The 20,419-nt window shown below is 61.3% G+C and carries 17 protein-coding genes and 1 pseudogene; 12 read left to right on the top strand and 6 right to left on the bottom strand.

The annotated features are described in order from the left end of the window. Positions 1-27: 27 nt before the first annotated feature. A complete protein-coding gene (locus ACP7B3_RS03525) occupies positions 28-498 on the bottom strand; it encodes a DUF1289 domain-containing protein (RefSeq protein WP_262211026.1) in 471 nt (156 codons plus the stop codon). A 396-nt stretch (positions 499-894) separates the two neighbouring features. Here ACP7B3_RS03525 and acnB point away from each other — a divergent pair, with 396 nt between their 5' ends. Further along, positions 895-3,504, top strand: coding sequence for a bifunctional aconitate hydratase 2/2-methylisocitrate dehydratase (gene acnB / locus ACP7B3_RS03530; protein WP_106580470.1), 2,610 nt, complete (start codon positions 895-897; stop codon positions 3,502-3,504). A 196-nt stretch (positions 3,505-3,700) separates the two neighbouring features. On the opposite strand, the pseudogene ACP7B3_RS03535 reads toward acnB, so the two are convergent. Both ACP7B3_RS03535 and ACP7B3_RS03540 read right to left on the bottom strand, forming a co-directional pair. Then, positions 3,701-5,324 (bottom strand): annotated as a pseudogene (locus ACP7B3_RS03535) (SulP family inorganic anion transporter). Positions 5,325-5,481: 157 nt separating this feature from the next. Then, positions 5,482-6,759, bottom strand: coding sequence for a serine/threonine transporter (locus ACP7B3_RS03540; RefSeq protein ID WP_426177898.1), 1,278 nt, complete (start codon positions 6,757-6,759; stop codon positions 5,482-5,484). Positions 6,760-7,042: 283 nt separating this feature from the next. Here ACP7B3_RS03540 and ACP7B3_RS03545 point away from each other — a divergent pair, with 283 nt between their 5' ends. The 6 genes from ACP7B3_RS03545 (at position 7,043) to ACP7B3_RS03570 (ending at position 13,381) form a co-directional block, all read left to right on the top strand. Next, a complete protein-coding gene (locus tag ACP7B3_RS03545; protein ID WP_426177900.1) occupies positions 7,043-7,657 on the top strand; it encodes a TetR/AcrR family transcriptional regulator in 615 nt (204 codons plus the stop codon). A gap of 182 nt (positions 7,658-7,839) precedes the next feature. Then, positions 7,840-8,364, top strand: a complete 525-nt coding sequence (locus ACP7B3_RS03550; protein WP_426177902.1) for a cysteine hydrolase family protein — start codon at positions 7,840-7,842, stop codon at positions 8,362-8,364. Between the two features lie 94 nt (positions 8,365-8,458). Further along, positions 8,459-9,409: a 2-hydroxyacid dehydrogenase gene (locus ACP7B3_RS03555; RefSeq protein WP_242198283.1), complete on the top strand. Its 951-nt coding sequence runs from the start codon at positions 8,459-8,461 to the stop codon at positions 9,407-9,409. Between the two features lie 91 nt (positions 9,410-9,500). Then, positions 9,501-11,393 (top strand): pilus assembly protein TadG-related protein, encoded by a 1,893-nt coding sequence (locus tag ACP7B3_RS03560; protein WP_426177904.1) that lies wholly within the window; start codon positions 9,501-9,503, stop codon positions 11,391-11,393. A 130-nt stretch (positions 11,394-11,523) separates the two neighbouring features. Further along, complete coding sequence (locus tag ACP7B3_RS03565; RefSeq protein ID WP_426177906.1) at positions 11,524-12,591, top strand: phosphotransferase family protein; 1,068 nt, start codon at positions 11,524-11,526, stop codon at positions 12,589-12,591. Between the two features lie 22 nt (positions 12,592-12,613). Next, positions 12,614-13,381 carry an SDR family oxidoreductase gene (locus ACP7B3_RS03570; RefSeq protein ID WP_426177908.1) on the top strand — a complete coding sequence of 256 codons (768 nt, stop codon included), beginning with the start codon at positions 12,614-12,616 and terminating at the stop codon, positions 13,379-13,381. Here ACP7B3_RS03570 and ACP7B3_RS03575 read toward each other — a convergent pair whose 3' ends face one another. After that, positions 13,382-13,825, bottom strand: coding sequence for a carboxymuconolactone decarboxylase family protein (locus ACP7B3_RS03575; protein WP_145166040.1), 444 nt, complete (start codon positions 13,823-13,825; stop codon positions 13,382-13,384). A 153-nt stretch (positions 13,826-13,978) separates the two neighbouring features. On the opposite strand from ACP7B3_RS03575, the gene ACP7B3_RS03580 reads away from it, so the two are divergent. Together ACP7B3_RS03580 and ACP7B3_RS03585 are read left to right on the top strand one after the other, a co-directional pair. Beyond that, positions 13,979-15,412, top strand: coding sequence for a PLP-dependent aminotransferase family protein (locus ACP7B3_RS03580; RefSeq protein ID WP_242198289.1), 1,434 nt, complete (start codon positions 13,979-13,981; stop codon positions 15,410-15,412). Between the two features lie 84 nt (positions 15,413-15,496). Beyond that, on the top strand, positions 15,497-15,898 hold the full coding sequence (locus ACP7B3_RS03585) for a cupin domain-containing protein (RefSeq protein WP_106580481.1): 402 nt from the start codon (positions 15,497-15,499) through the stop codon (positions 15,896-15,898). A 138-nt stretch (positions 15,899-16,036) separates the two neighbouring features. On the opposite strand, the gene ACP7B3_RS03590 is transcribed toward ACP7B3_RS03585, so the two are convergent. After that, positions 16,037-16,666 carry a DNA-3-methyladenine glycosylase I gene (locus ACP7B3_RS03590; RefSeq protein ID WP_426177911.1) on the bottom strand — a complete coding sequence of 210 codons (630 nt, stop codon included), beginning with the start codon at positions 16,664-16,666 and terminating at the stop codon, positions 16,037-16,039. Positions 16,667-16,882: 216 nt separating this feature from the next. Here ACP7B3_RS03590 and ACP7B3_RS03595 point away from each other — a divergent pair, with 216 nt between their 5' ends. The 3 genes from ACP7B3_RS03595 (at position 16,883) to ACP7B3_RS03605 (ending at position 19,757) form a co-directional block, all read left to right on the top strand. Continuing rightward, positions 16,883-18,208: a C4-dicarboxylate transporter DctA gene (locus ACP7B3_RS03595; protein ID WP_426178107.1), complete on the top strand. Its 1,326-nt coding sequence runs from the start codon at positions 16,883-16,885 to the stop codon at positions 18,206-18,208. A gap of 143 nt (positions 18,209-18,351) precedes the next feature. Continuing rightward, the gene (locus ACP7B3_RS03600) at positions 18,352-19,053 is read left to right on the top strand and encodes a FadR/GntR family transcriptional regulator (protein ID WP_369303146.1); all 702 of its coding nucleotides are present in this window, start codon (positions 18,352-18,354) and stop codon (positions 19,051-19,053) included. A 17-nt stretch (positions 19,054-19,070) separates the two neighbouring features. Continuing rightward, positions 19,071-19,757, top strand: coding sequence for a GntR family transcriptional regulator (locus tag ACP7B3_RS03605; RefSeq protein WP_145166034.1), 687 nt, complete (start codon positions 19,071-19,073; stop codon positions 19,755-19,757). A 30-nt stretch (positions 19,758-19,787) separates the two neighbouring features. Here the strand turns inward: ACP7B3_RS03605 and ACP7B3_RS03610 are convergent, their stop codons facing one another. Continuing rightward, positions 19,788-20,366: a TIGR00730 family Rossman fold protein gene (locus tag ACP7B3_RS03610; protein WP_145166033.1), complete on the bottom strand. Its 579-nt coding sequence runs from the start codon at positions 20,364-20,366 to the stop codon at positions 19,788-19,790. Positions 20,367-20,419: the final 53 nt, after the last annotated feature.

Genomic DNA, 20,419 nt, shown 5'->3' on the forward strand with positions numbered 1-20,419 from the left:
AGCCAGCTCCCACATTGCCCGCTACCGTCAGTGCCCCAACGCGTCTTTCAGGAAACCCGGGGCGATATAGCGCTGGTAGTGCGCCTCCGAGAGGATAAAAAACTCCCGATCAATCGCATCGCGCAGCTCCGGCAACGCCCAGTCGCGAAACTCTGGCAGCAGCACCATGCCATAGGCTTCCAGGTTGGAAATCACCCGCGCGCCACGGGCGATCAATTGGTAGGCCCAGCAATACTCGGACTGGTGCGGCACAAAGCGAATCTTGCGCTGCTCCAACTGCCCGCGCAGCATCTTGGGGTCGAACACTTCAAGTTTACCGGCCATCACCTGCACCAGCAGTTGCTCGAGCCGCAGCCATACCGCGCGTTTTTCTTCCTCGTTATAGCCATTCCACAGGATCACTTCGTGGTGGAAGCGCTTGCAGCCACGGCACACGAGGTCGCCGTAAACCGTGGAGCACAGGCCGACGCAGGGGGTCTTGATGGTTTGGTTGGGCATAGGCAACGACACACAAATCCGCGAAACAATGCCGCATGTTAGCCCTTTGTCTAAGGTTGATCACCCAGCAAACTTGGTTAGGCAACTTACCTTTAGATTTTTTTTGCCGTAGAATCATCCGGCCTTGTAAGGCGCCAATAATCCGCTGGAAGCTGTTTTCAAAGCGTCACGAGCACAGTCGTTCCTTCAGAACGGTGTTGGCGATGGTTATTACCCGGTAGGTAAATGCCAGCGCCAACCCTCATCAGCTCCGTTCTGCAGGCGTAAAACTTTGAAAGCAGCTTCTGTGAGGAATGCCGGCAGCGCTGGCTTTGCGGCCCAAAAAGCCCCCGAGCGCATGCGTGCCGTTCATTTCTGGATGAGCGTCCCGTGGGACCACTGATGAGGGTAATAACTGTGCTTGAAGCCTACCGCAAACATATCGAAGAGCGTGCAGCACTGGGTATCGTTCCCCAGCCGCTTAACGCCGAACAAACCGCAGGCCTGGTCGAGCTGCTGAAAAATCCCCCGGCTGGCGAAGAAGAATTCCTCGTTGACCTGATCACCAACCGCATTCCACCAGGCGTTGACGAAGCTGCCTACGTCAAGGCCGGTTTCCTGTCTGCCCTGGCCAAGGGCGAAGCCACTTCTCCCCTGATCGACAAAAAACGCGCTGTTGAACTGCTTGGCACCATGCAAGGCGGCTACAACATCGTGACGTTGGTCGAGCTGCTGGACGACGCCGAGTTGGCGCCTGTCGCTGCCGCCCAGCTCAAGCACACCCTGCTGATGTTCGATGCGTTCCACGACGTGGCTGAAAAAGCCAAGAACGGCAACGAGCACGCCAAAGCCGTGCTGCAATCCTGGGCTGATGGCGAGTGGTTCAAGAACCGCCCTACCCTGGCCGACAAGATCAGCCTGCGCGTGTTCAAGGTCACCGGCGAAACCAACACCGACGACCTGTCCCCTGCCCCGGACGCCTGGTCCCGCCCTGACATCCCGCTGCACGCCCTGGCCATGCTGAAAATGGCTCGCGAAGGCATCGTGCCGGACGAGCAAGGCAAGACCGGCCCGATGAAGCAGATCGAAGAGATGCGTGGCCAAGGCTTCCCGATCGCCTACGTCGGTGACGTAGTCGGTACCGGTTCATCGCGTAAATCGGCGACCAACTCCGTACTGTGGTTCTTCGGCGACGACGTTCCTTACGTGCCGAACAAGCGCGCTGGCGGCTTCTGCTTCGGCAGCAAGATCGCTCCCATCTTCTACAACACCATGGAAGATGCCGGCGCACTGCCAATCGAATTCGACGTCACCAACATGAACATGGGCGACGTGATCGACCTGTACCCGCATGCTGGCAAAGTCTGCAAACACGGCACCGATGAAGTCCTGACCACCTTCGAAATGAAGACCCCGGTGCTGTTGGATGAAGTCCGTGCCGGCGGCCGTATCCCGCTGATCATCGGCCGTGGCCTGACCGAGAAGGCACGCGCCGAACTCGGCCTGCCGCCTTCGACCCTGTTCAAACTGCCGGAAGCGCCGGCTGAAAGCGACAAGGGCTTCACCCTGGCGCAAAAAATGGTCGGTCGCGCCTGCGGTCTGGCAGAAGGCAAAGGCGTTCGTCCTGGCACCTACTGCGAACCGAAGATGACCACCGTGGGTTCCCAGGACACCACCGGTCCCATGACCCGTGACGAACTCAAAGACCTGGCGTGCCTGGGCTTCTCGACCGATCTGGTGATGCAGTCGTTCTGCCACACCGCGGCTTACCCCAAGCCGATCGACGTGACCACCCACCACACCCTGCCTGACTTCATCATGACCCGTGGCGGTGTATCGCTGCGTCCTGGCGACGGCATCATCCACAGCTGGCTGAACCGCATGCTGCTGCCGGACACCGTCGGCACCGGTGGCGACTCCCACACCCGTTTCCCGATGGGCATCTCGTTCCCGGCCGGTTCCGGTCTGGTCGCGTTCGCCGCAGCCACTGGTGTCATGCCGCTGGACATGCCGGAATCGATCCTGGTGCGCTTCAAAGGCAAAATGCAACCGGGCATCACCCTGCGTGACCTGGTTCACGCCATTCCTTACTACGCGATCCAGGCTGGCCTGTTGACCGTAGAGAAGAAAGGCAAGAAGAACGCCTTCTCCGGCCGCATCCTGGAGATCGAAGGCCTGAACGACCTGACGCTGGAACAGGCTTTCGAGCTGTCCGACGCCTCGGCCGAACGTTCGGCTGCCGGTTGCACCATCAAGCTGTCGAAAGACTCCGTCACCGAGTACCTGAACTCCAACATCACCCTGCTGCGCTGGATGATCGGCGAAGGCTACGGCGATGCACGTACCCTGGAACGTCGCGCCCAAGCGATGGAAGCCTGGGTTGCCAACCCTGAGCTGATGGAAGCCGATGCCGACGCGGAATACGCCGAAATCATCGAAATCGACCTGGCTGAAATCAACGAGCCGATCCTCTGCGCACCCAACGACCCGGACGATGCCCGTCTGTTGTCCAGCGTTGCCGGCGAGAAGATCGACGAAGTGTTCATCGGTTCGTGCATGACCAACATCGGTCACTTCCGCGCTGCCGGTAAGTTGCTGGAACAGGTCAAGGGTCAGCTGCCAACCCGTCTGTGGCTGTCGCCGCCGACCAAGATGGACGCTCACCAACTGACCGAAGAAGGCTACTACGGCATCTACGGCAAGGCTGGCGCGCGCATGGAAATGCCGGGCTGCTCGCTGTGCATGGGTAACCAGGCACGCGTAGAACCGAACTCGACCGTTGTGTCGACCTCGACCCGTAACTTCCCGAACCGTCTGGGTGATGGTGCCAACGTCTACCTGGCCTCGGCTGAGCTGGCGGCAGTGGCCTCCACGCTGGGTCGCCTGCCGACCGTCGAAGAGTACATGGGCTACGCGGCCAAACTGGACACCATGGCCAGTGACGTCTACCGCTACCTGAACTTCGACCAGATCGCCGAGTTCCGCAAAATCGCAGCAAGCGCCAACATCCCGGTGATTCAAGCCTAAGGTGTGTTGACATAAAGGACGCCGCGTATCGCAAGGTACGCGGCGTTTTTTTATGCCTGGAATACAACCTCGACATCACCACAAAATACCTGTGGGAGCTGGCTTGCCTGCGATAGCTGTCCGTCAGTTGATGCATCTTTGGCTGATCTACCGCTATCGCAGGCAAGCCAGCTCCCACAGTTGACGTGTTACACACTCAGGACTGGTGCCGCAGCGCCAACTGCACCGCACCGTCAACGCTCAAGCCACTGAGCAAGACCTGTGGCGCAAGCGCCTCCGGCAAGGCTTGCAGCACGTCCAACGCCTCATGCCGCACGCGCGCCAGCACCAAGCGCTTGCCCTCCCCGCGCACCTGCGCGAAAAACGCCGCCAGCGCCTCGATACTGGTGCCATCCAGATCCGGAGATTCTTCCAGGCTCAGCACCACCGCCTCAACCGGCGATTGGCGCATCAGGCGCAACGCCGCGCCAAGAATGCGTTCGGCATTGGCAAAAAACAGCGCCTCGCTGGGCCGTACGATCAACAGGCCCGGCACTTCCACCGCATCGGCGTGGTGTTGACGATCGACAAAATCATGGCTGTCACCCAAGCGCCCCAGCACCTGGATATCAGCCGATGACATCTGGCGCAGCATCAGCACCACGCTGATCGCTACCGACACCAGCAAGCCATCCAGCACGCCTAGCACCAGCACCGCCGCCACGGCACAGATCACCAGCAGACGATCGCGCCGCCAGAGAAAGTAACGCCCCAGCGGCTGCAGGCTCAAACCACGGCCCAGTGCGTAGATGACGATGGCGGCAAGCACCGGTTCCGGGGTTAGCGCGACATAGGGCAGCACGGTCAGCACGATCAACAGCACCACCAGCGCGGCAACGATTCCGGCCAGGCGTGAACCGGCACCGGCGGCCTCATTGGCCGAGGTTGCGGAATAGCCGGCACCGGCCGGCATGCCGTGAAACAGCCCGGAGATCAGGTTGGCCGCACCCAGCGCAAGCAAGTCGCGGTTGGATGTCACGCGGTCGCCGTGTTTAAGCGCGAACGAGCTGATAGAGCCATAGGACTCCGCATACAGGATCATGACCAAGGCAAACGCCAGCTCACCCAGGCGCAGCCAATCGGCGAATGGTAGCACCGGCAAATGCCCGAACTCCAAGCGCAAGTCGATCAGACCGATCAACGCAACACCATGGGCCTGTAAATCCAGGTACTGCCCGGCAACAATGCCCAGGATCACCACCAGCAGCCCGCCCGGCAGGCGCGGAATCCGCGCGCACAACCAAAGCACCCCCAACGCAATCGCCGCGACCAGCGCAGCCGGCCAGTTCCACCGGGGCAGCTGCTCCATCAGTTGCGGCAGGAAACGGATCAAGTTGTTGTCGGTCAAGTGCACACCGACCACGTTGGCCAGCTGCTTGAGAATGATGGTCAGCGCCAGGCCCAAGGCAAACCCGCGCAACACCGGTTTAGCGATAAACGAAGTAACACCGCCAAGCTTGAACAGCCCGGCCAGCAGGAACAACACCCCGGTGATCAACACCAACCCGAACGCCAGCGCCAGCCTCAGCGCCGAGTCACCGCCCGCCAGGCTGGCTGGCGGTGGCGGCGGCCAGTACTGCTGCCGAAGACGAGGTGGCCGAGACGATCGCAAAGCGGCTGGTGCCGAACAGGCCGTAACACACCAGCCCGGCAAACAGCGCAATCACCCCGGCCTGGGGCGGCAGCGCGGCGATGCTGGAATAGGCCACAGCCTCCGGCAGCAGCAATCCGGCAATGGATAACCCGGCGAGTAGGTCCTGGGTACGACTGGACGACGTCACATCAATTGCAATTTTCAATCAGCCCATCCTGGCAAATAAAACCTGCGTCAGCTTAGCCTCCATTGCCCGTCAGCGGTTGAGCCAGGACAGGGTTTCCAGGCACAAAAAAAGCCGATTCACGCAATGCGCGAATCGGCCTTGGGTGTACAGCTCGGTGTCAGGACAGCAGCGAGTAGATCAGCGCGGTAATCGCGACCAGACCAACTGCGGTAACAAACACATTGGACGCCTGCCCGCGGTACTTGGCCATGGCCGGTACCTTGCGGATCGCATACATCGGCATCAGGAACAGGATCGACGCGATGATCGGGCCGCCCAGCGTCTCGATCATGCCGAGAATGCTCGGGTTCAGCGTGGCGACGAGCCAGCACACCACCAGCATGAAGGCGGCGGTCATGCGGTCCAGGGACTTGGGCGCCGGGCGGCGACCGGTCTTGAGCACCAGGCCCTTGAGGCCTTCGCTGGCGCCGATGTAGTGGCCCAGGAACGACTTGGCAATCGCCACGAACGCAATCAACGGCGCGGCGAAGGCGATGGTCGGGTTGTCGAAGTGGTTGGCCAGGTACGACAGGATCGACAGGTTCTGCGCTTTCGCTTCGGCCAGTTGCGCCGGCGTCAGGGTCAGCACACAGCTGAACACGAAGAACAGCACCATCACCACCATCAACAGGTGCGCGCGGCACAGGATCTGCGAGCTGCGCTCATCCGCGTTGGCGCCGTACTGGCGCTTCTGGTCCACCGCAAAGGCCGAGATGATCGGCGAATGGTTGAACGAGAACACCATCACCGGAATCGCCAGCCACAGCGTGTTGAGCAACGCCGACGGCGCCGGGACTTCACGGGCGGTGCTGAGAATGCCGCCGGTCCAGTGCGGGATCAGGTACACGGCCAGAAACAGCAACGCGACGATAAACGGATACACCATCAGGCTCATGGCCTTGACGATCACCTGCTCGCCGCAGCGCACCACGGCCAACAGGCCGAGGATCAGCACAAACGCCAGGATCGCGCGCGGCGGCGGCATGATGTGCAGCTGGTGCTCCATGAAGCTGCTGACCGTGTTGGTCAGGGCCACGCTGTAGATCAGCAGGATCGGGAAGATCGCGAAGAAGTACAGCAAAGTGATCAGTGCGCCGGCCTTGAGACCGAAATGCTCTTCGACCACGTCGGTAATGTCAGAACCTTCACGGCCGGACAGGACAAAACGGGTCAGGCCACGGTGGGCAAAGAACGTCATCGGGAATGCCAGCAGTGCCAGGATCACCAGCGGCCAGAAGCCACCAAGACCTGCGTTGATGGGCAAAAACAAAGTACCGGCGCCGATGGCGGTGCCGAACAGCCCGAGCATCCAGGTGGTGTCCTGGCGGCTCCAGCCTGTGAGGGTTGCAGGTGTCGTTGCATAGCGTTCGTCGACGCTATTGGCCTGATCATTCATCCGGTCGGATCTCCGCATTTCCACAGCCGGGACGAGTCAGAAAAACCTGACAGGCAGCGCCCCGACCATAACAAGCGCGCGATTGTCCGGGATTCTCCTGAATAAGCAAAGACTTAGCTGAGGAACGGTGCCCCGGTGCAGATCAGTCGGGGTCGCTGCAGGCAGCGGTTCCAGAGGGCTGCAGCAGCGTCGAAGTAATACATGCCCAAACAAATCTATTTTGGAATCGCGGGCTTTGCTGTACTTTTCAGGCAATGCCCGCCTTTATTCTGAGAGCCCTGTCATGCCTCGCGTGTCCCGCAAACAAGCCGAACTCAACCGTGAAATCATCGTGGAGGCCGCCACGCACCTGTTTCGTGAGCGCGGGCTGCATGGCATCAGCCTGGCGGACGTGATGGCCGCCGCCGGCCTGACCCATGGTGGTTTCTACGGGCACTTTGCGTCCAAGGAAGCCCTGGCCACCGAGGCTTGCCAGCAGGCCTTTGAGCATTCGAACCAGGGCTGGCAGGAAAAAATCGAGCGCAGTGAAGACCCGCAATCGGCATGCGAGACCATCTTGCGCCACTACTTTTCGGCCACCCACCGCGACAATCCCGGCGACGGCTGCCCGATATCGGCCTTTACTCCGGACATGTGCCATGAGCCCGCCAAAACGGAATTACAGCGCACCTTCGTCGCCGGTGTTGAACGGTCGCTGGAGATTTTTGCGCAGTTGCAGGCCCAAGACCGTCAGGCCATGCTGGCCAACTACGCGATGATGATCGGCGCCGTCACGCTTGCTCGTGCGACACGCGGCAGTAGCCTGTCAGACGAATTCCTGGAGGCTGCACGAAATACGCTGCTACCCGAGGCGAAATCGGACGCGCCCGTTGACAGCCCAGCGCCCGTCCCAGCATGATCGGGCCATGAAGCCTATTGAGCTGCACCTCACCCGCACCACCACCACGACCGCTTATGGCGGGTCGTGCGGTGGCTGTGGGTGCTTGAACTAAAACACCCCGGATTCAACCCAAGGCCCCGCCAGCAATGGACGGGGCCTTTTTATTGCCCCGCCATCTGGCCACTGCAAGGAGCAAGACCATGGCAAACGCCCTGCTGATCATCGATATGCAAACCGGCTTGTACAACGGGCCCGACAAACCCTTCGAGCGCGAACGCGTGCTGGGCACCATCAATCAACTCATTCAACGCGCGCGCAGCGCCCACGTGCCGATCTTCGTGGCCCAACACACCGGCCCCACAGGCTCTGCGATTGAAGCCGGCAGCCCGTTGTGGCAGTTGTGGCCGGACCTGCAGGTCGACGCCGCTCGCGACCATGTCTTCAACAAGACCCGCCCCAGCTGTTTCCTGGGAACTGATCTGGCGCAGCAACTGGCGGCGGCGCAGGTCGATGAACTGGTGATTGTGGGGATGAAAACCCAGTTCTGCATCGACACTACCTGCCGAGTCGCAGTCGAACTTGGGTTTTCGGTGACATTGCCCGAGGACGGCCATACCTGCATGAACACCAACGCGTTGCCTGCCGAGGCGATCATCGAGCATCACAACGAAACCCTGGCCGGGGCGTTTGTGAAGCGGGTGAAAGCGCACAGCATCGCGTTCTAACGGCGTCTATGCGGGATTTTTCTGGCGGAACAAAACGTTCTGTCTTACAAATCCCGCATACTCACTCTTCAAACCCTTCAGGAAGCGCCTTCCGATGTCCACCACTGTTCTGGTCCTGGTTGAAACCATCAACGAATACCTGCAAATCATCGAGAGCAACGACTTTCACGTGATTCTGGCGCCGACGCCGGCCGAACGCGCCCAGGCGATCAAGGCGCATGGCGGGCAGATCAAGGCCGTGCTGACCCGTGGCCCGCTGGGGCTGTATGCCGAGGAAATCGCCGCATTGCCCTTGCTCGAGATCATCTGCGTGATCGGTGCCGGTTACGAGCATGTGGACCTGCAGGCGGCGAGCAATCGCGGGATTGTCGTCACCAACGGCGCCGGGGTGAATGCGCCGTCGGTGGCCGACCACGCCATGGCGTTGCTGCTGTCGCTGGTGCGCGGCGTCCCCCAGACCGACGCGGCCGTGCGGCGCGGCGAATGGCCGAAGGTGATGCGTCCGTCCCTGGGCGGCAAGCAGCTGGGGATTCTCGGGCTCGGCGCCGTTGGCATGGAGATCGCCAGGCGCGCGGCGCTCGGGTTCGGCATGGAGGTGAGTTATCACAACCGCCAGCCCCGCGATGACGTGGACTACACCTATTGCGCCACCGCCGTTGAGCTGGCGCGCACCTCGGATTTCCTAATTCTGGCCACGCCCGGCGGTGCAAGCACCCGTCACCTGATTGATCGCCACGCCCTGGATGCGCTGGGGCCGAACGGCTACCTGGTGAACATCGGACGCGGCAGCGTGGTAGTCACGGCGGACCTGGTGGCGGCCCTCGAGCAACGGCGAATCGGCGGCGCGGCACTGGATGTGTTCGACGACGAACCCAAAGTGCCGGACGCCCTCAAGCGCCTGAGCAATACCGTACTCACCTCCCACGTGGCCGGCCTATCTCCCGAAGCCGCCCACGATACGGTGCAGCGCGTGGCCGATAACCTGGTGGAGTACTTTGCCGGCCGCCCGGTGCTTACCCCGGTGACGCTGCCGCCGCGCAACTAGTAGCGAATAGCCAGCGCCGACGTGAAACCTGACTACACTGCTTTGCGGGGATGCTCAGGACGTCGGTGCATGACCGGCGAAGGAACGCAGAATGTTTGGCCACGGACTCGGCCCGGCCCGCCAGCGCGGCGCCATCGGCTTGATCGGCGCGGTGACCCTTGGGGTTGCGCTGTTGTTTCTATTGCTGGTGGTCGACAGCGGTCGCTTGTACCTGGAGAAGCGCAAGTTACAGCGTGTGGTCGACACAGCAGCGCTCGAAGCGGTCAGCCGCAGCGGCACGTGCGCGGCGCCCAATAACAATGCGGCCCTGTTTGCGACTCAAAGCGCCGCGCGCAACCACTTCAACATTGACGACAATCGCACCCTGGCAGTTGCCTGCGGCACCCTGGCCACGGGTGCTGACTTCATGCGCACCTTCAGCGCCGACCCGGCCAAAACCGATGCTATCCGGGTCATCGCCACCCACCGTGTGCACACCAGCCTCGCCCATGGATTACTCACGCTGTTCTCGGCTCAACCCCTCAACATGATGACGCTCTTGAGCGCCACGGCGGTCGCTGCCGCGCCAGCCCCGACAGTGGCGTCACTCACCGTGCGCAGCACCTTGTTGACCGTCGACAGCACCAAATCCTTGGCCCTCAACGCCTTGATCGGCGGTTTGCTGGGCGGCAAGTTGCAGCTCGACGCGGTGGGCTGGAACGGTTTGATCAACACCGATATCAGTTTGCTCAAGTACCTGGATGCCCTGGCGATCCGCTTGAACGTCAGCGCCGGCAATTACGATCAGTTGCTCAAGACCGACGCCACCGTCGGCCAACTGGTCCAGGCCGCCATCGACGTGCTCAAGCTCGGTGGCGATGCGGTCACGCTCGTCATCAACAACCTCGAAGCCATCAAGCTGATTGCGCCGGGCACGCAAATCCTGCACTTGGGCGACCTGATCAATATCCAGAACGGCACGGAAAAAAGTGCGCTGGATGTGAAACTGCAGCTGTTCAACCTGATCCAGGGCCTTGTGCAGTTGTCGAACAAGGCCAGCGCCGTTGCCGTGGAGCTGCCGGTGGATGTGCTGGGGCTGCTCGGCGTCACCGTCTCGACCAAAGTGATCGAGCCTGGGCAACTCTCAAGCATCGGCGACCCGAAGAACATCGCCACGCAGCCCATCTATGTGCGAACCGCGCAAGTGCGCACCTTGATTTCGGTCAAGCTGCCGATCGTCACGCTGGTCAATAACGCGCTGGGGGGCGTGGTGCAGGCGCTCAATGAAGTACTGAGCGGCTTGCTGGGGCTGCTTGACCCCAATTGTTGCCTGGTCACCAGCCTTGAGATCGGCGACACACTCGACATTGCCCTGGAGGCCGCCGGTGGCAGCGCCAAGGTTACGGATTACAGTTGCGACAGTGGCAAAAAATCATTGTCGGTGCTTGGCGAAACCTCGGCCCTGCACGCGATGATTGGGCAGGTTGACCCCAAAAACCTGTTTTCATCCACCCAAACGCTGCACGTCGACGAGTACCCGGTGGTGGATATCGGTACCAAGACCTGCAAGCGCGGCACCGGCGTCTGTGGCGACCGGCAAGCCTTCGCGGCAGGCGGGCTGGGCGTGCGCGTCGACAGCGATGTGGCCCGGACCGAACGCGCGCACACCTACACCAACCCGCCGGCGGTCAATCTGCCCCCGACGTATTATCAATTCGCCGCCTCGAACGTCGTCAGCAGCCTCAAGGAAACACTCACCGGCATCCAACTGATCAACCACCCGCCAAAAATCGCCAGCCTGTTGGGCGCTGTGCTGGGCCTGGTCACGGGCCTGCTCAATGGCTTGCTTTCATTGCTTGGGGGCGTGATTGGCGGGGTACTCGGCCCGCTTCTCGATCCCATCGTCAACAACCTGCTCGCCGGCCTTGGCATTGACCTGGCAAAAGTCGAAATCGGTGCCAACCTGTCCTGCAACCCCGGTGGCCGGGCAATGCTGGTGATTTGAGCGCATCAGGCCCGCTGATCATCATCCAACACGCTAACCTATTAAGCCGCCCCAACCTTGTCGCTGGACGGCGGTGCGCATTAGATTAGCCAATAGTCCAAGGCCTTTAGAATAAGCAGAAGGGATAAGCATGGCGCTTAACGACCAATCGACCCAGATTCGCCCAGGCGAAGAACTTGATGCCAGCCTCATCGATCCCTACCTCAAGGCGCATATTGCGGGCCTGCACGGCGCGGTCAAGATCAGCCAGTTCCCCGGTGGCGCGTCCAACCTGACTTACTTGCTCGAATACCCGGACCGGGAATTCGTGCTGCGCCGCCCGCCCTTTGGCCACAAGGCCAAGTCCGCCCACGACATGGGCCGCGAATACCGCATTCTCAACCAGTTGAAAGATGGCTTCCCGTACTGCCCCAAGGCCTATGTGCATTGCACCGATGAGTCGGTGATCGGCGCCGAGTTCTATGTGATGGAGCGCGTCAACGGCATCATCCTGCGCTCCGACCTGCCGTCCGAACTGGGCTTGGACGCCACCAAGACCGAGGCGCTGTGCAAAAGCTTTATCGACAAGTTCGTCGAACTGCACCAGGTGGATTACGCGGCCTGCGGCCTGGCCGATCTGGGCAAGCCTGAAGGGTATGTAGAGCGTCAGATTCGCGGCTGGAGTGATCGCTACGAGAAAGCCCTGACCCCAGATGCCCCGAGCTGGGAGAAAGTGCGCGCCTGGCTCAACGACAAGATGCCGGCCGACCACCCGACCTCCAGCATCGTGCACAACGACTACCGCTTCGACAACGTGATCCTCGACCCGCAAAACCCGATGCAGATCATTGGCGTGCTGGACTGGGAACTCACCACCCTGGGCGACCCGCTGATGGACTTGGGCAACACCCTCGCCTACTGGATCGAAGCCGCCGACCCGGCACCGGTGCAACTGATGCGTCGCCAGCCAAGCAACGCCCCCGGCATGCTGACCCGCCGCCAGTTCGTCGATTATTACGCCGAGCGCTCGGGCCTACAGATCGACAATTTCGACTTCTACTACACCTATGGCCTGTTCCGCCTGGCCGGCATCGTGCAACAGATCTACTACCGCTTCTTCCACGGCCAGACCCAGGACAAACGCTTTGCGCAGTTCATCCACATGAACACGCTGCTGGAGCAAATGAGCCTGAACGTCATCGCCAAATCAGCCCTCTGACTGCAAGAACAAGGAACCCTTCATGTCCAAGACCCACCTGTTCGACCTCGACGGCAAGATTGCTTTTGTGTCCGGCGCCAGCCGCGGTATCGGTGAAGCCATCGCCAAGCTGCTGGCCCAGCAAGGCGCCCACGTGATCGTCTCCAGCCGCAAGCCGGAAGGCTGCCAGCACGTGGCAGATGCAATCATCGCCGACGGCGGCAAAGCCACCGCCGTGGCCTGCCACATTGGTGAAATGGAGCAGATCACCCAGGTGTTTGCCGGTATCCGTGAACAGTTCGGCCGCCTGGATATTCTGGTCAACAACGCCGCCACCAACCCGCAGTTCTGCAACGTGCTGGACACCGACCTCGGCGCCTTCCAGAAGACTGTGGACGTAAACATTCGCGGCTACTTCTTCATGTCGGTGGAAGCCGGCAAGCTGATGCGCGAGAACGGTGGCGGCAGCATCATCAACGTGGCGTCGATCAACGGCATTTCCCCTGGCGTGTTCCAGGGCATCTACTCGGTGACCAAGGCCGCTGTGATCAACATGACCAAGGTGTTCGCCAAGGAATGCGCAGCGTTCGGCATTCGTTGCAACGCCCTGCTGCCGGGCCTGACCGACACCAAGTTCGCCTCGGCGCTGGTGAAGAACGATTCGATCCTGAAAATGGCGCTGGCGCAGATCCCGCTCAAACGCGTGGCCGACCCGAGCGAAATGGCCGGCGCGGTGCTGTTTCTGGCCAGCGACGCCTCCAGCTACACCACCGGCGTGTCACTGAACGTGGACGGCGGTTTCCTGTCCTGATCATGCATTCGGCGGTTGCTGGCGAAAGCTCACCGCCAGGCGGTTCCAGCCACTGATGCTGGACACCGCCATGGTCAGGTCCACCAATTCCTGCTCGCTGAACTCCACGCGCACTGCCGTGTAGAGTTCATCCGAGACACTTGATGTCGGCAGCGTCGCCACCGACTCGCTCCAGGCCAACGCGGCCTTTTCCCGCGCGCTGAAAAACGGCGAATCACGCCATACGCACAGTGCAAACAGGCGTCGCTCACTCTCACCTCGCAGGCGCGCTGCCATCGAATGCATGTCGGTGCAAAACCCGCAGTGGTTGAGCTGCGAGACGCGGATCTTGATCAACTCCAGCAGCGGTTTTTCGATGGACAGTTCAAAGGTCGCCGCCTCCAGCATCAACATACCTTTAAGCGCTTGCGGTGAGGCGGTGTAGTAATCCAGACGGCGTTCCATGGGCGGTTCTCGGGCGGGCAAGTCAGTGTGCGCTAGCCTAGAGCCCGCGTTCCATAAGCCCTATAGCCAATCGGGCGGTTTATGCGCAGACCATTTTGAGCGCGCTGCGCGAGCGAGTAGTCTTGGCCCAGAGTGAATGCCTTGGGATGAAACATGGAACTGCACGTGGTGATCAACGGCCGCAAAGACCTGGCCGAACAGCTGTACCGGCAGTTGCGTGAAGCCATTGCGTCCGGACGCCTGGCGGTCGGCGCGCAACTGCCGCCCAGCCGCTTGTTGGCCGAGCAAATCGGCGTGTCGCGCAAAACCGTGTCCGACACCTACGCCACCCTGACATACGAAGGCCTGCTGGTGGGCAAGACCGGCCGCGGCACTTTCGTCAACGCCCATACGGTGCAAACCGAGCGCGTGCAAACCGCCGCCGACCTGGCTTGTGCCGCCAACCTGGGCAAATGGGCGGCGCTGCCCTCGCCCATGCGCCATCCCACGCGCGACAGCACCCTGCGCTATGAATTTATCGGAGGCGCCACCACCCGCAATCAGTTCCCCCAGGATGAATGGCGGCGCTGTACCCAGGATGCGCTGCGGCGTATCGCCCGAGACAGCGGCTTTTACAGTCAACCGGAAGGTTTGCCCGCGCTGCGTGAGGCCATCGCCGGGCACGTCGCGTTTTCGCGCGGGGTGAAATGCCGCGCCGACGACATTGTGGTCACCAATGGCGCGCAGCAGGCGCTGGACCTGATCGCCCGCGTCGTCCTCGAACCGGGCACCACGGTCGCCATGGAAGACCCCGGCTACAGCCCCGCGCGCCAGCTGTTCATGGCCATGGGCGCCCACGTTGCCGGCGTGCCGGTCGACGCGCAAGGCATTCAGGTCGACCTGATCCCGGACGGCACACGGCTGATCTACGTGACCCCGTCCCACCAATTCCCTTTGGGCATGCCCATGAGCCTGGCGCGCCGCGAAGCCTTGCTGGCGCGCGCGTTCGAGCTGGGCGCGATCATCATTGAAGACGACTACGACAGCGAATTTCGCTACGAAGGCCGCCCCACCGATTCCCTGCAAAGCATGGACAGCCGTGGCGTGGTCACGTACGTCGGGACCTTCTCGAAAACCCTGCTGCCGGAGTTGCGCCTGGGCTATGCGGTGCTGCCGCCGGCCATTTACGGCGCGGTGCTCAAGGCCAAGCAACTGACCGACCAGCACAGTTCTACCCTGCCGCAATGGGCACTGGCCAAGTTCATCAGCGAAGGCTACTTGCTCAAGCATATTCGCCGCTGCCACACGGTGTACGCCGGGCGCCGCGAACGCATCCTGCAGCGCCTGGCAGGTGACTTGGCGCCCTGGTTTGAAGCGGTGCCCAGCGTGGCGGGGTTTCACATGGCGGCGCTGTGCAAGGTGCCGGTGGATATCCCGTTGCTGATGGAGCTGGCGCGGCGCGTGGAAGTGGGCGTGTACCCGGTGGATGTGTTCTTCCATGACGCCCCCGTGCGCCAAGGGTTGATCATCGGCTTCGGCGCCATCGAATTGCTCGACATCGACCCGGCGCTGGACCGGCTGCGCGATATTCTGCAGCAGATTGGCTAGCGGGTTTTCCCGCGCATTGGTCATTGGTCCGGTGCACTCGGCGGCGTAGGGTGAAGAGGTCTCGAACTTCTCGGAAACCTCATCATGAAACGACTGCTCGCTGCCACCCTGATGCTCGCCTCGCTCAGCGCCCTCGCCCACGAGCCGGTTTACAACCAGGAATCCATCAAGGTGCTGCAGGAACACGCCTTGACCAATGTGCCCGGCAAGAAAACCATCATGCTCACCGTCGATTACGCACCCGGCCAGGCCACCGTGCCGCACAGCCACACCGGCACTGCCGTGGCGTATGTGCTGGAGGGTGAGATCACCTCGCGGGTCAACGATGAAAAGGCGATTACCTACAAGGTCGGTGAGTCGTTCTATGAAGCGGCCGGCTCGCGACACTTTGAATCAAGCAACGCCAGCCAGACCCAGCCGGCCAAGCTGCTGGTGGTGATGGTGCTGGATGACAAGGCTGAGGTGCTGACGCCGCTGCCGCAGTAACCAGCCACACCACAAAACTGAATTGTGGGAGCTGGCTTGCCTGCGATAGCGGTACATCAGAAACAGATGTGTTGGCTGACTCAACGCCATCGCAGGCAAGCCAGCTCCCACAGTTTGAAGGGTGTTTGATCCGAGGATTCAGGGGCGTTTGAATTGTCGGCGAAGGTCTTCGATCTGCGGTCGGCAAGCGCAGCCTTCCAGGTGATCATTGACCATGCCCATCGCCTGCATCAACGCATACATGGTGGTGGGGCCGACAAAGGTCCAGCCGCGTTTTTTCAAGGCTTTGGATAAGCGCACCGACGCCGGCGACGTTGGGTTGCCGGTCCAGTAAGCCATGTCCACCACGGCCGGGCGCTCCTCCTCGGCTGGCTCGAACGCCCATATCCAATGGGCCAACGAGCCGGTTTCATCCACCAGTTCGCACGCCCTGCGCGCGTTGTTGAGGGTGGAGACGATCTTGGCCCGATTGCGCACGATGCCGGGGTCATTCATCAGGCGGTCGATATCCGCCTCGCCGTACTGCGCCACGCGGCGAAAATCAAAGCCATCGAAAGCTGCCCGAAACTGCTCGCGCTTGCGCAGGATGGTGATCCACGCCATGCCGGCCTGAAAGCCTTCCAGGCAAATCTTCTCGTACAGTTGAATATCATCCGCCACCGGCACGCCCCACTCGTGGTCGTGATAGCGCGGGTATTCCGGCGCCGCCGTGCGCCAGGTGCAATGGGTCTGCCCTGTGGCGTCCGTGGTCAGTCCTGGTGCGTCCATCAATCACCTCGCGAATCAAGCCGCGATGATAAGCGAATTTTTTTCCAGCCCGCCAACCGCTCAAGCATCACGCTTGCCGACCAACTGGTCAGACCGGGAACTGTCAACCGCCGATTATTTACTTGTGATTTCAAAAAAACCCGGCGTAGACTGGCCGCGCACTGGACTTACCGGTAAGACCACAAAAATTAAGCCCTGGAACCACCAGGGCACCGAATAGAGATCCCTCCCATGCTCAGATGGTGCTCGCGTTCGATTTTCCTGCAAGTCGTGATTGGCCTGATGCTGGGCATTGTCTGCGGCCTGGCCCTTCCCGAATTCTCCTCGCAACTCAAACCCCTGGGTGACGGCTTTATCAAGCTGATCAAAATGCTGATTGGCCTGATCGTATTCTGCGTGGTGGTCAGCGGTATTTCCGGTGCCGGCGACTTGAAGAAGGTCGGGCGCATCGGCCTCAAGTCAGTGATCTATTTTGAAGTGCTGACCACCGTCGCACTGGTGATCGGCCTGATCATGGCGTTCAGCACCGGCATCGGCACCGGCGCCAATATTCACCTTGAGCAGCTGTCCTCCGCCGGCCTGAATGAGCTGGCCGACAAAGGCCAGCACATCCGCGGCACCAGCCAGTTCCTGATGGACCTGATTCCCAACTCGGTGATCGGCGCCTTCGCCGACAACAACGTGCTGCAAGTGTTGCTGTTCTCGGTGCTGTTCGGCAGCGCGCTGAACCTGGTGGGCGAAGCCGCCTCGGGCATTTCGCGGTTGATCAACGAGCTGAGCCACGTGATATTCCGCATCATGGGCATGATCGTGCGCCTGGCGCCGATCGGCGTGTTCGGCGCCATTGCGTTCACCACCAGCACCTATGGCCTGGATTCGCTGCAACACCTGGGCAGCCTGGTAGGGTTGTTCTACCTGACCTGCTTTGTCTTTGTCGCGGTGGTGCTTGGCCTGGTGATGCGTGTGTCCGGCCTGCGCATGTTGCCGCTGCTCAAGTACCTGCGCGAAGAACTGCTGATCGTGATGGGCACCGCCTCCTCCGATGCGGTACTGCCGCAGATCATGCGCAAACTCGAGCACCTGGGTATTGGCAGCTCGACTGTAGGCCTGGTGATTCCGACGGGCTATTCGTTCAACCTCGACGGCTTCTCGATCTACCTGACCCTGGCCATCGTGTTTATCGCCAACGCCACCGGCACGCCGCTGTCGATGACCGACTTGCTGACCATCCTGCTGGTGTCGCTGATCACCTCCAAGGGCGCCCATGGGATTCCGGGCTCGGCACTGGTGATTCTGGCGGCGACCCTCACCGCTATTCCGGCGATCCCAGTGGTCGGGCTGGTGCTGGTGTTGGCGGTCGACTGGTTCATGGGCATTGGGCGTGCATTGACCAACCTGATCGGCAACTGCGTCGCCACGGTGGCCATTGCCCGCTGGGAAAAAGACATCGATATCCAACGCGCCAACAAGGTGCTCGACGGTCAGCAAGGCTATGCCTTCCAGGCCAAGAAGCCGGTGCTGCCGGCGCATCAGGAGTTCTAGCAACGCGATCCAACTGTGGGAGCTGGCTTGCCTGCGATAGCGGTGGGTCAGCCATAAAGATGTGACTGACAGTCAGTCATCGCAGGCAAGCCAGCTCCCACTGGAATCGTGACCCTATTGGAAACATCCAAGGAGACGTAGACGTGATCAGCACCTCAACCGTCGTCAATTCAGTCGTAGAAAAACTGCGCGCCGCACTCAAGCGTGGCCAGTGGCGGCGTGGAGAAATGCTGCCCGGCCAGCGTGAACTGGCCGAACAGATGGGCATCAGCCGCCCGAGCCTGCGCGAAGCGGTCATCGTGCTGGAGACCCTTGGCCTGGTGCGCTCGATGCCCGGCAAGGGCGTGGTGGTATTGGAAAACAGCGTCAGCGAACCGCAGGCCAGCGACGCCGTGGCCGACGCCAGCCTCGAAGATATCCTGCAACTGCGCTACACCCTCGAGCCCTTCATCGTCGGCCTGGTCGCCCAATCCATCAGCAGCAAGGAGGTCGGCCAGCTGCGCCTGACCTTGATGGACATGCGCGAAGCCCTGGATGCCGGTGACGCCGAAGCCGGGATGAACGCCTACATCGGCTTTCACGAAGAACTGTTCGCGCTGACGTCCAACCCGATCTTCCAGAACGTGGTGCAGCAAACCAGCAACGCCCTCAAGCTAAGCGCGCAAGTCTTGCGCAATTCGCCGGAACATCTTGCCGAGCGTCTGCAAGAGAACGAAGCCGTGGTGCGCGCCATCCGCAACAAGAACAGTGCACTGGCCAGTGCCGAGATGCGTCGGCACATCCTCCAGGAAGGTCTGCGCATGGGCATTCGCTTGAACATCCCGGACGACCATCTGGGCAGCTGAATTTTTGGAGACCGGCCATGACCGCCCACGCGCTGCAACGCGATCCCATTCTCCCGGCCCTGCGCCTTGTGGCCGGTAAAAAGCCCTCGGTGGACGACATCTACCCGCGCTTGTTCGATGCCATCCTCGAACAACGCATCGCCCCCGCCAGCCGGTTTACCGAAGAAGGTCTGGGCGAAACCTTTGGTGTAAGCCGCAGCGTGATTCGACGCGTACTGGCCAAACTGTCCCATCAGCAAGTGATCATCCTGCGTCCCAACCAGCGTGCCCAAGTGGCTGCGCCGGACGCCCAGCAGACGCGGCAGATTCTGGAAGCCCGGCGAATGACGGAAGTGACCGTGGTGCAGCTGGCCTGTGCCCAGGCCACGCCCGCGCACATTCGGCAGTTACGTGAGTTGATCGCCGGTGAACGTGACTGCATTGACCGCGACCAGCGCGCCACGGCGATTCGCCTGTCCGGGGAGTTCCACCTGCAATTGGCCGCGATGGCACACAACGCGCCCCTGGCGCAGTTCCTCAACAGCCTGGTGCCGTTGACCTCATTGATCATTGCCCAATACGAGGCACACGCCTGCACGTACTGCGCGTGGCAGGAGCATGTGGCGATTGTGGATGCGCTGGAACAACGCGATGTGAACCGCGCGATCGGCCTGATGACCCAGCACCTGGATCATCTGGAGGCGAAATTGCTCACGCTCAACTGACGCTCGCCACCGCGTCGGTTGCCTGCGGCATCAGGTGTCTTCTCGCGTGATCCACTTGGGCACGTTGGGCGCCTGATAACTCAACACGGCAGCCAGCAAACGCTCGACGTTCGGTTCCACGATCAGCATGTTGCGGTGCACGGGTTTTAGAAACGCCTCACTGACAACCGAGTCGAGAAACGTGGCCAGGCCGTCGTAAAAGCCGTTGATGTTCAGCAGAGCGCAAGGTTTTGCGTGCTGGCCGAGTTGCGCCCAGGTCCACACCTCAAACAACTCTTCAAACGTACCGAGGCCGCCGGGCAACGCGATAAAGCCGTCGGAAAGCTCGGCCATCAGCGCTTTGCGCTCGTGCATGGAGCTGACGATGCGCAAGTCTTTGAGGCCGGTGTGCGCCAGTTCTTTTTCGGCCAGAAACTCTGGCATTACCCCGATCACTTCACCGCCATGGGCCAGCGCGGCGTCAGCCACCGCCCCCATCAAGCCGACCGAGGCGCCACCGTAGACCAGGCCGATACCCGCCTTGGCCAGCGCCTCACCCAATTGAGCCGCCATTTGCGCATACACCGGCAATCGGCCCGCGCTTGAACCCGAGAAAATACAAAGTCGCATACACCCTCGCTTGATCTGATTGTGTTGAGCACAGCCCCCATTTAACCATGCCA

The sequence above is a fragment of the Pseudomonas sp. TWRC1-2 genome, from assembly GCF_049896685.1.
Taxonomy (GTDB): Bacteria; Pseudomonadota; Gammaproteobacteria; order Pseudomonadales; family Pseudomonadaceae; genus Aquipseudomonas.

Excerpts from the sequence above, each read along its gene's own strand:
- ACP7B3_RS03525 (WP_262211026.1), bottom strand. The coding sequence starts at position 498 with ATGCCCAACCAAACCATCAAGACCCCCTGCGTCGGCCTGTGCTCCACG.
- ACP7B3_RS03540 (WP_426177898.1), bottom strand. The coding sequence starts at position 6,759 with ATGAATGATCAGGCCAATAGCGTCGACGAACGCTATGCAACGACACCT.
- ACP7B3_RS03545 (WP_426177900.1), top strand. The coding sequence starts at position 7,043 with ATGCCTCGCGTGTCCCGCAAACAAGCCGAACTCAACCGTGAAATCATC.
- ACP7B3_RS03550 (WP_426177902.1), top strand. The coding sequence starts at position 7,840 with ATGGCAAACGCCCTGCTGATCATCGATATGCAAACCGGCTTGTACAAC.
- ACP7B3_RS03555 (WP_242198283.1), top strand. The coding sequence starts at position 8,459 with ATGTCCACCACTGTTCTGGTCCTGGTTGAAACCATCAACGAATACCTG.
- ACP7B3_RS03560 (WP_426177904.1), top strand. The coding sequence starts at position 9,501 with ATGTTTGGCCACGGACTCGGCCCGGCCCGCCAGCGCGGCGCCATCGGC.
- ACP7B3_RS03565 (WP_426177906.1), top strand. The coding sequence starts at position 11,524 with ATGGCGCTTAACGACCAATCGACCCAGATTCGCCCAGGCGAAGAACTT.
- ACP7B3_RS03570 (WP_426177908.1), top strand. The coding sequence starts at position 12,614 with ATGTCCAAGACCCACCTGTTCGACCTCGACGGCAAGATTGCTTTTGTG.
- ACP7B3_RS03575 (WP_145166040.1), bottom strand. The coding sequence starts at position 13,825 with ATGGAACGCCGTCTGGATTACTACACCGCCTCACCGCAAGCGCTTAAA.
- ACP7B3_RS03580 (WP_242198289.1), top strand. The coding sequence starts at position 13,979 with ATGGAACTGCACGTGGTGATCAACGGCCGCAAAGACCTGGCCGAACAG.
- ACP7B3_RS03585 (WP_106580481.1), top strand. The coding sequence starts at position 15,497 with ATGAAACGACTGCTCGCTGCCACCCTGATGCTCGCCTCGCTCAGCGCC.
- ACP7B3_RS03590 (WP_426177911.1), bottom strand. The coding sequence starts at position 16,666 with ATGGACGCACCAGGACTGACCACGGACGCCACAGGGCAGACCCATTGC.
- ACP7B3_RS03605 (WP_145166034.1), top strand. The coding sequence starts at position 19,071 with ATGACCGCCCACGCGCTGCAACGCGATCCCATTCTCCCGGCCCTGCGC.
- ACP7B3_RS03610 (WP_145166033.1), bottom strand. The coding sequence starts at position 20,366 with ATGCGACTTTGTATTTTCTCGGGTTCAAGCGCGGGCCGATTGCCGGTG.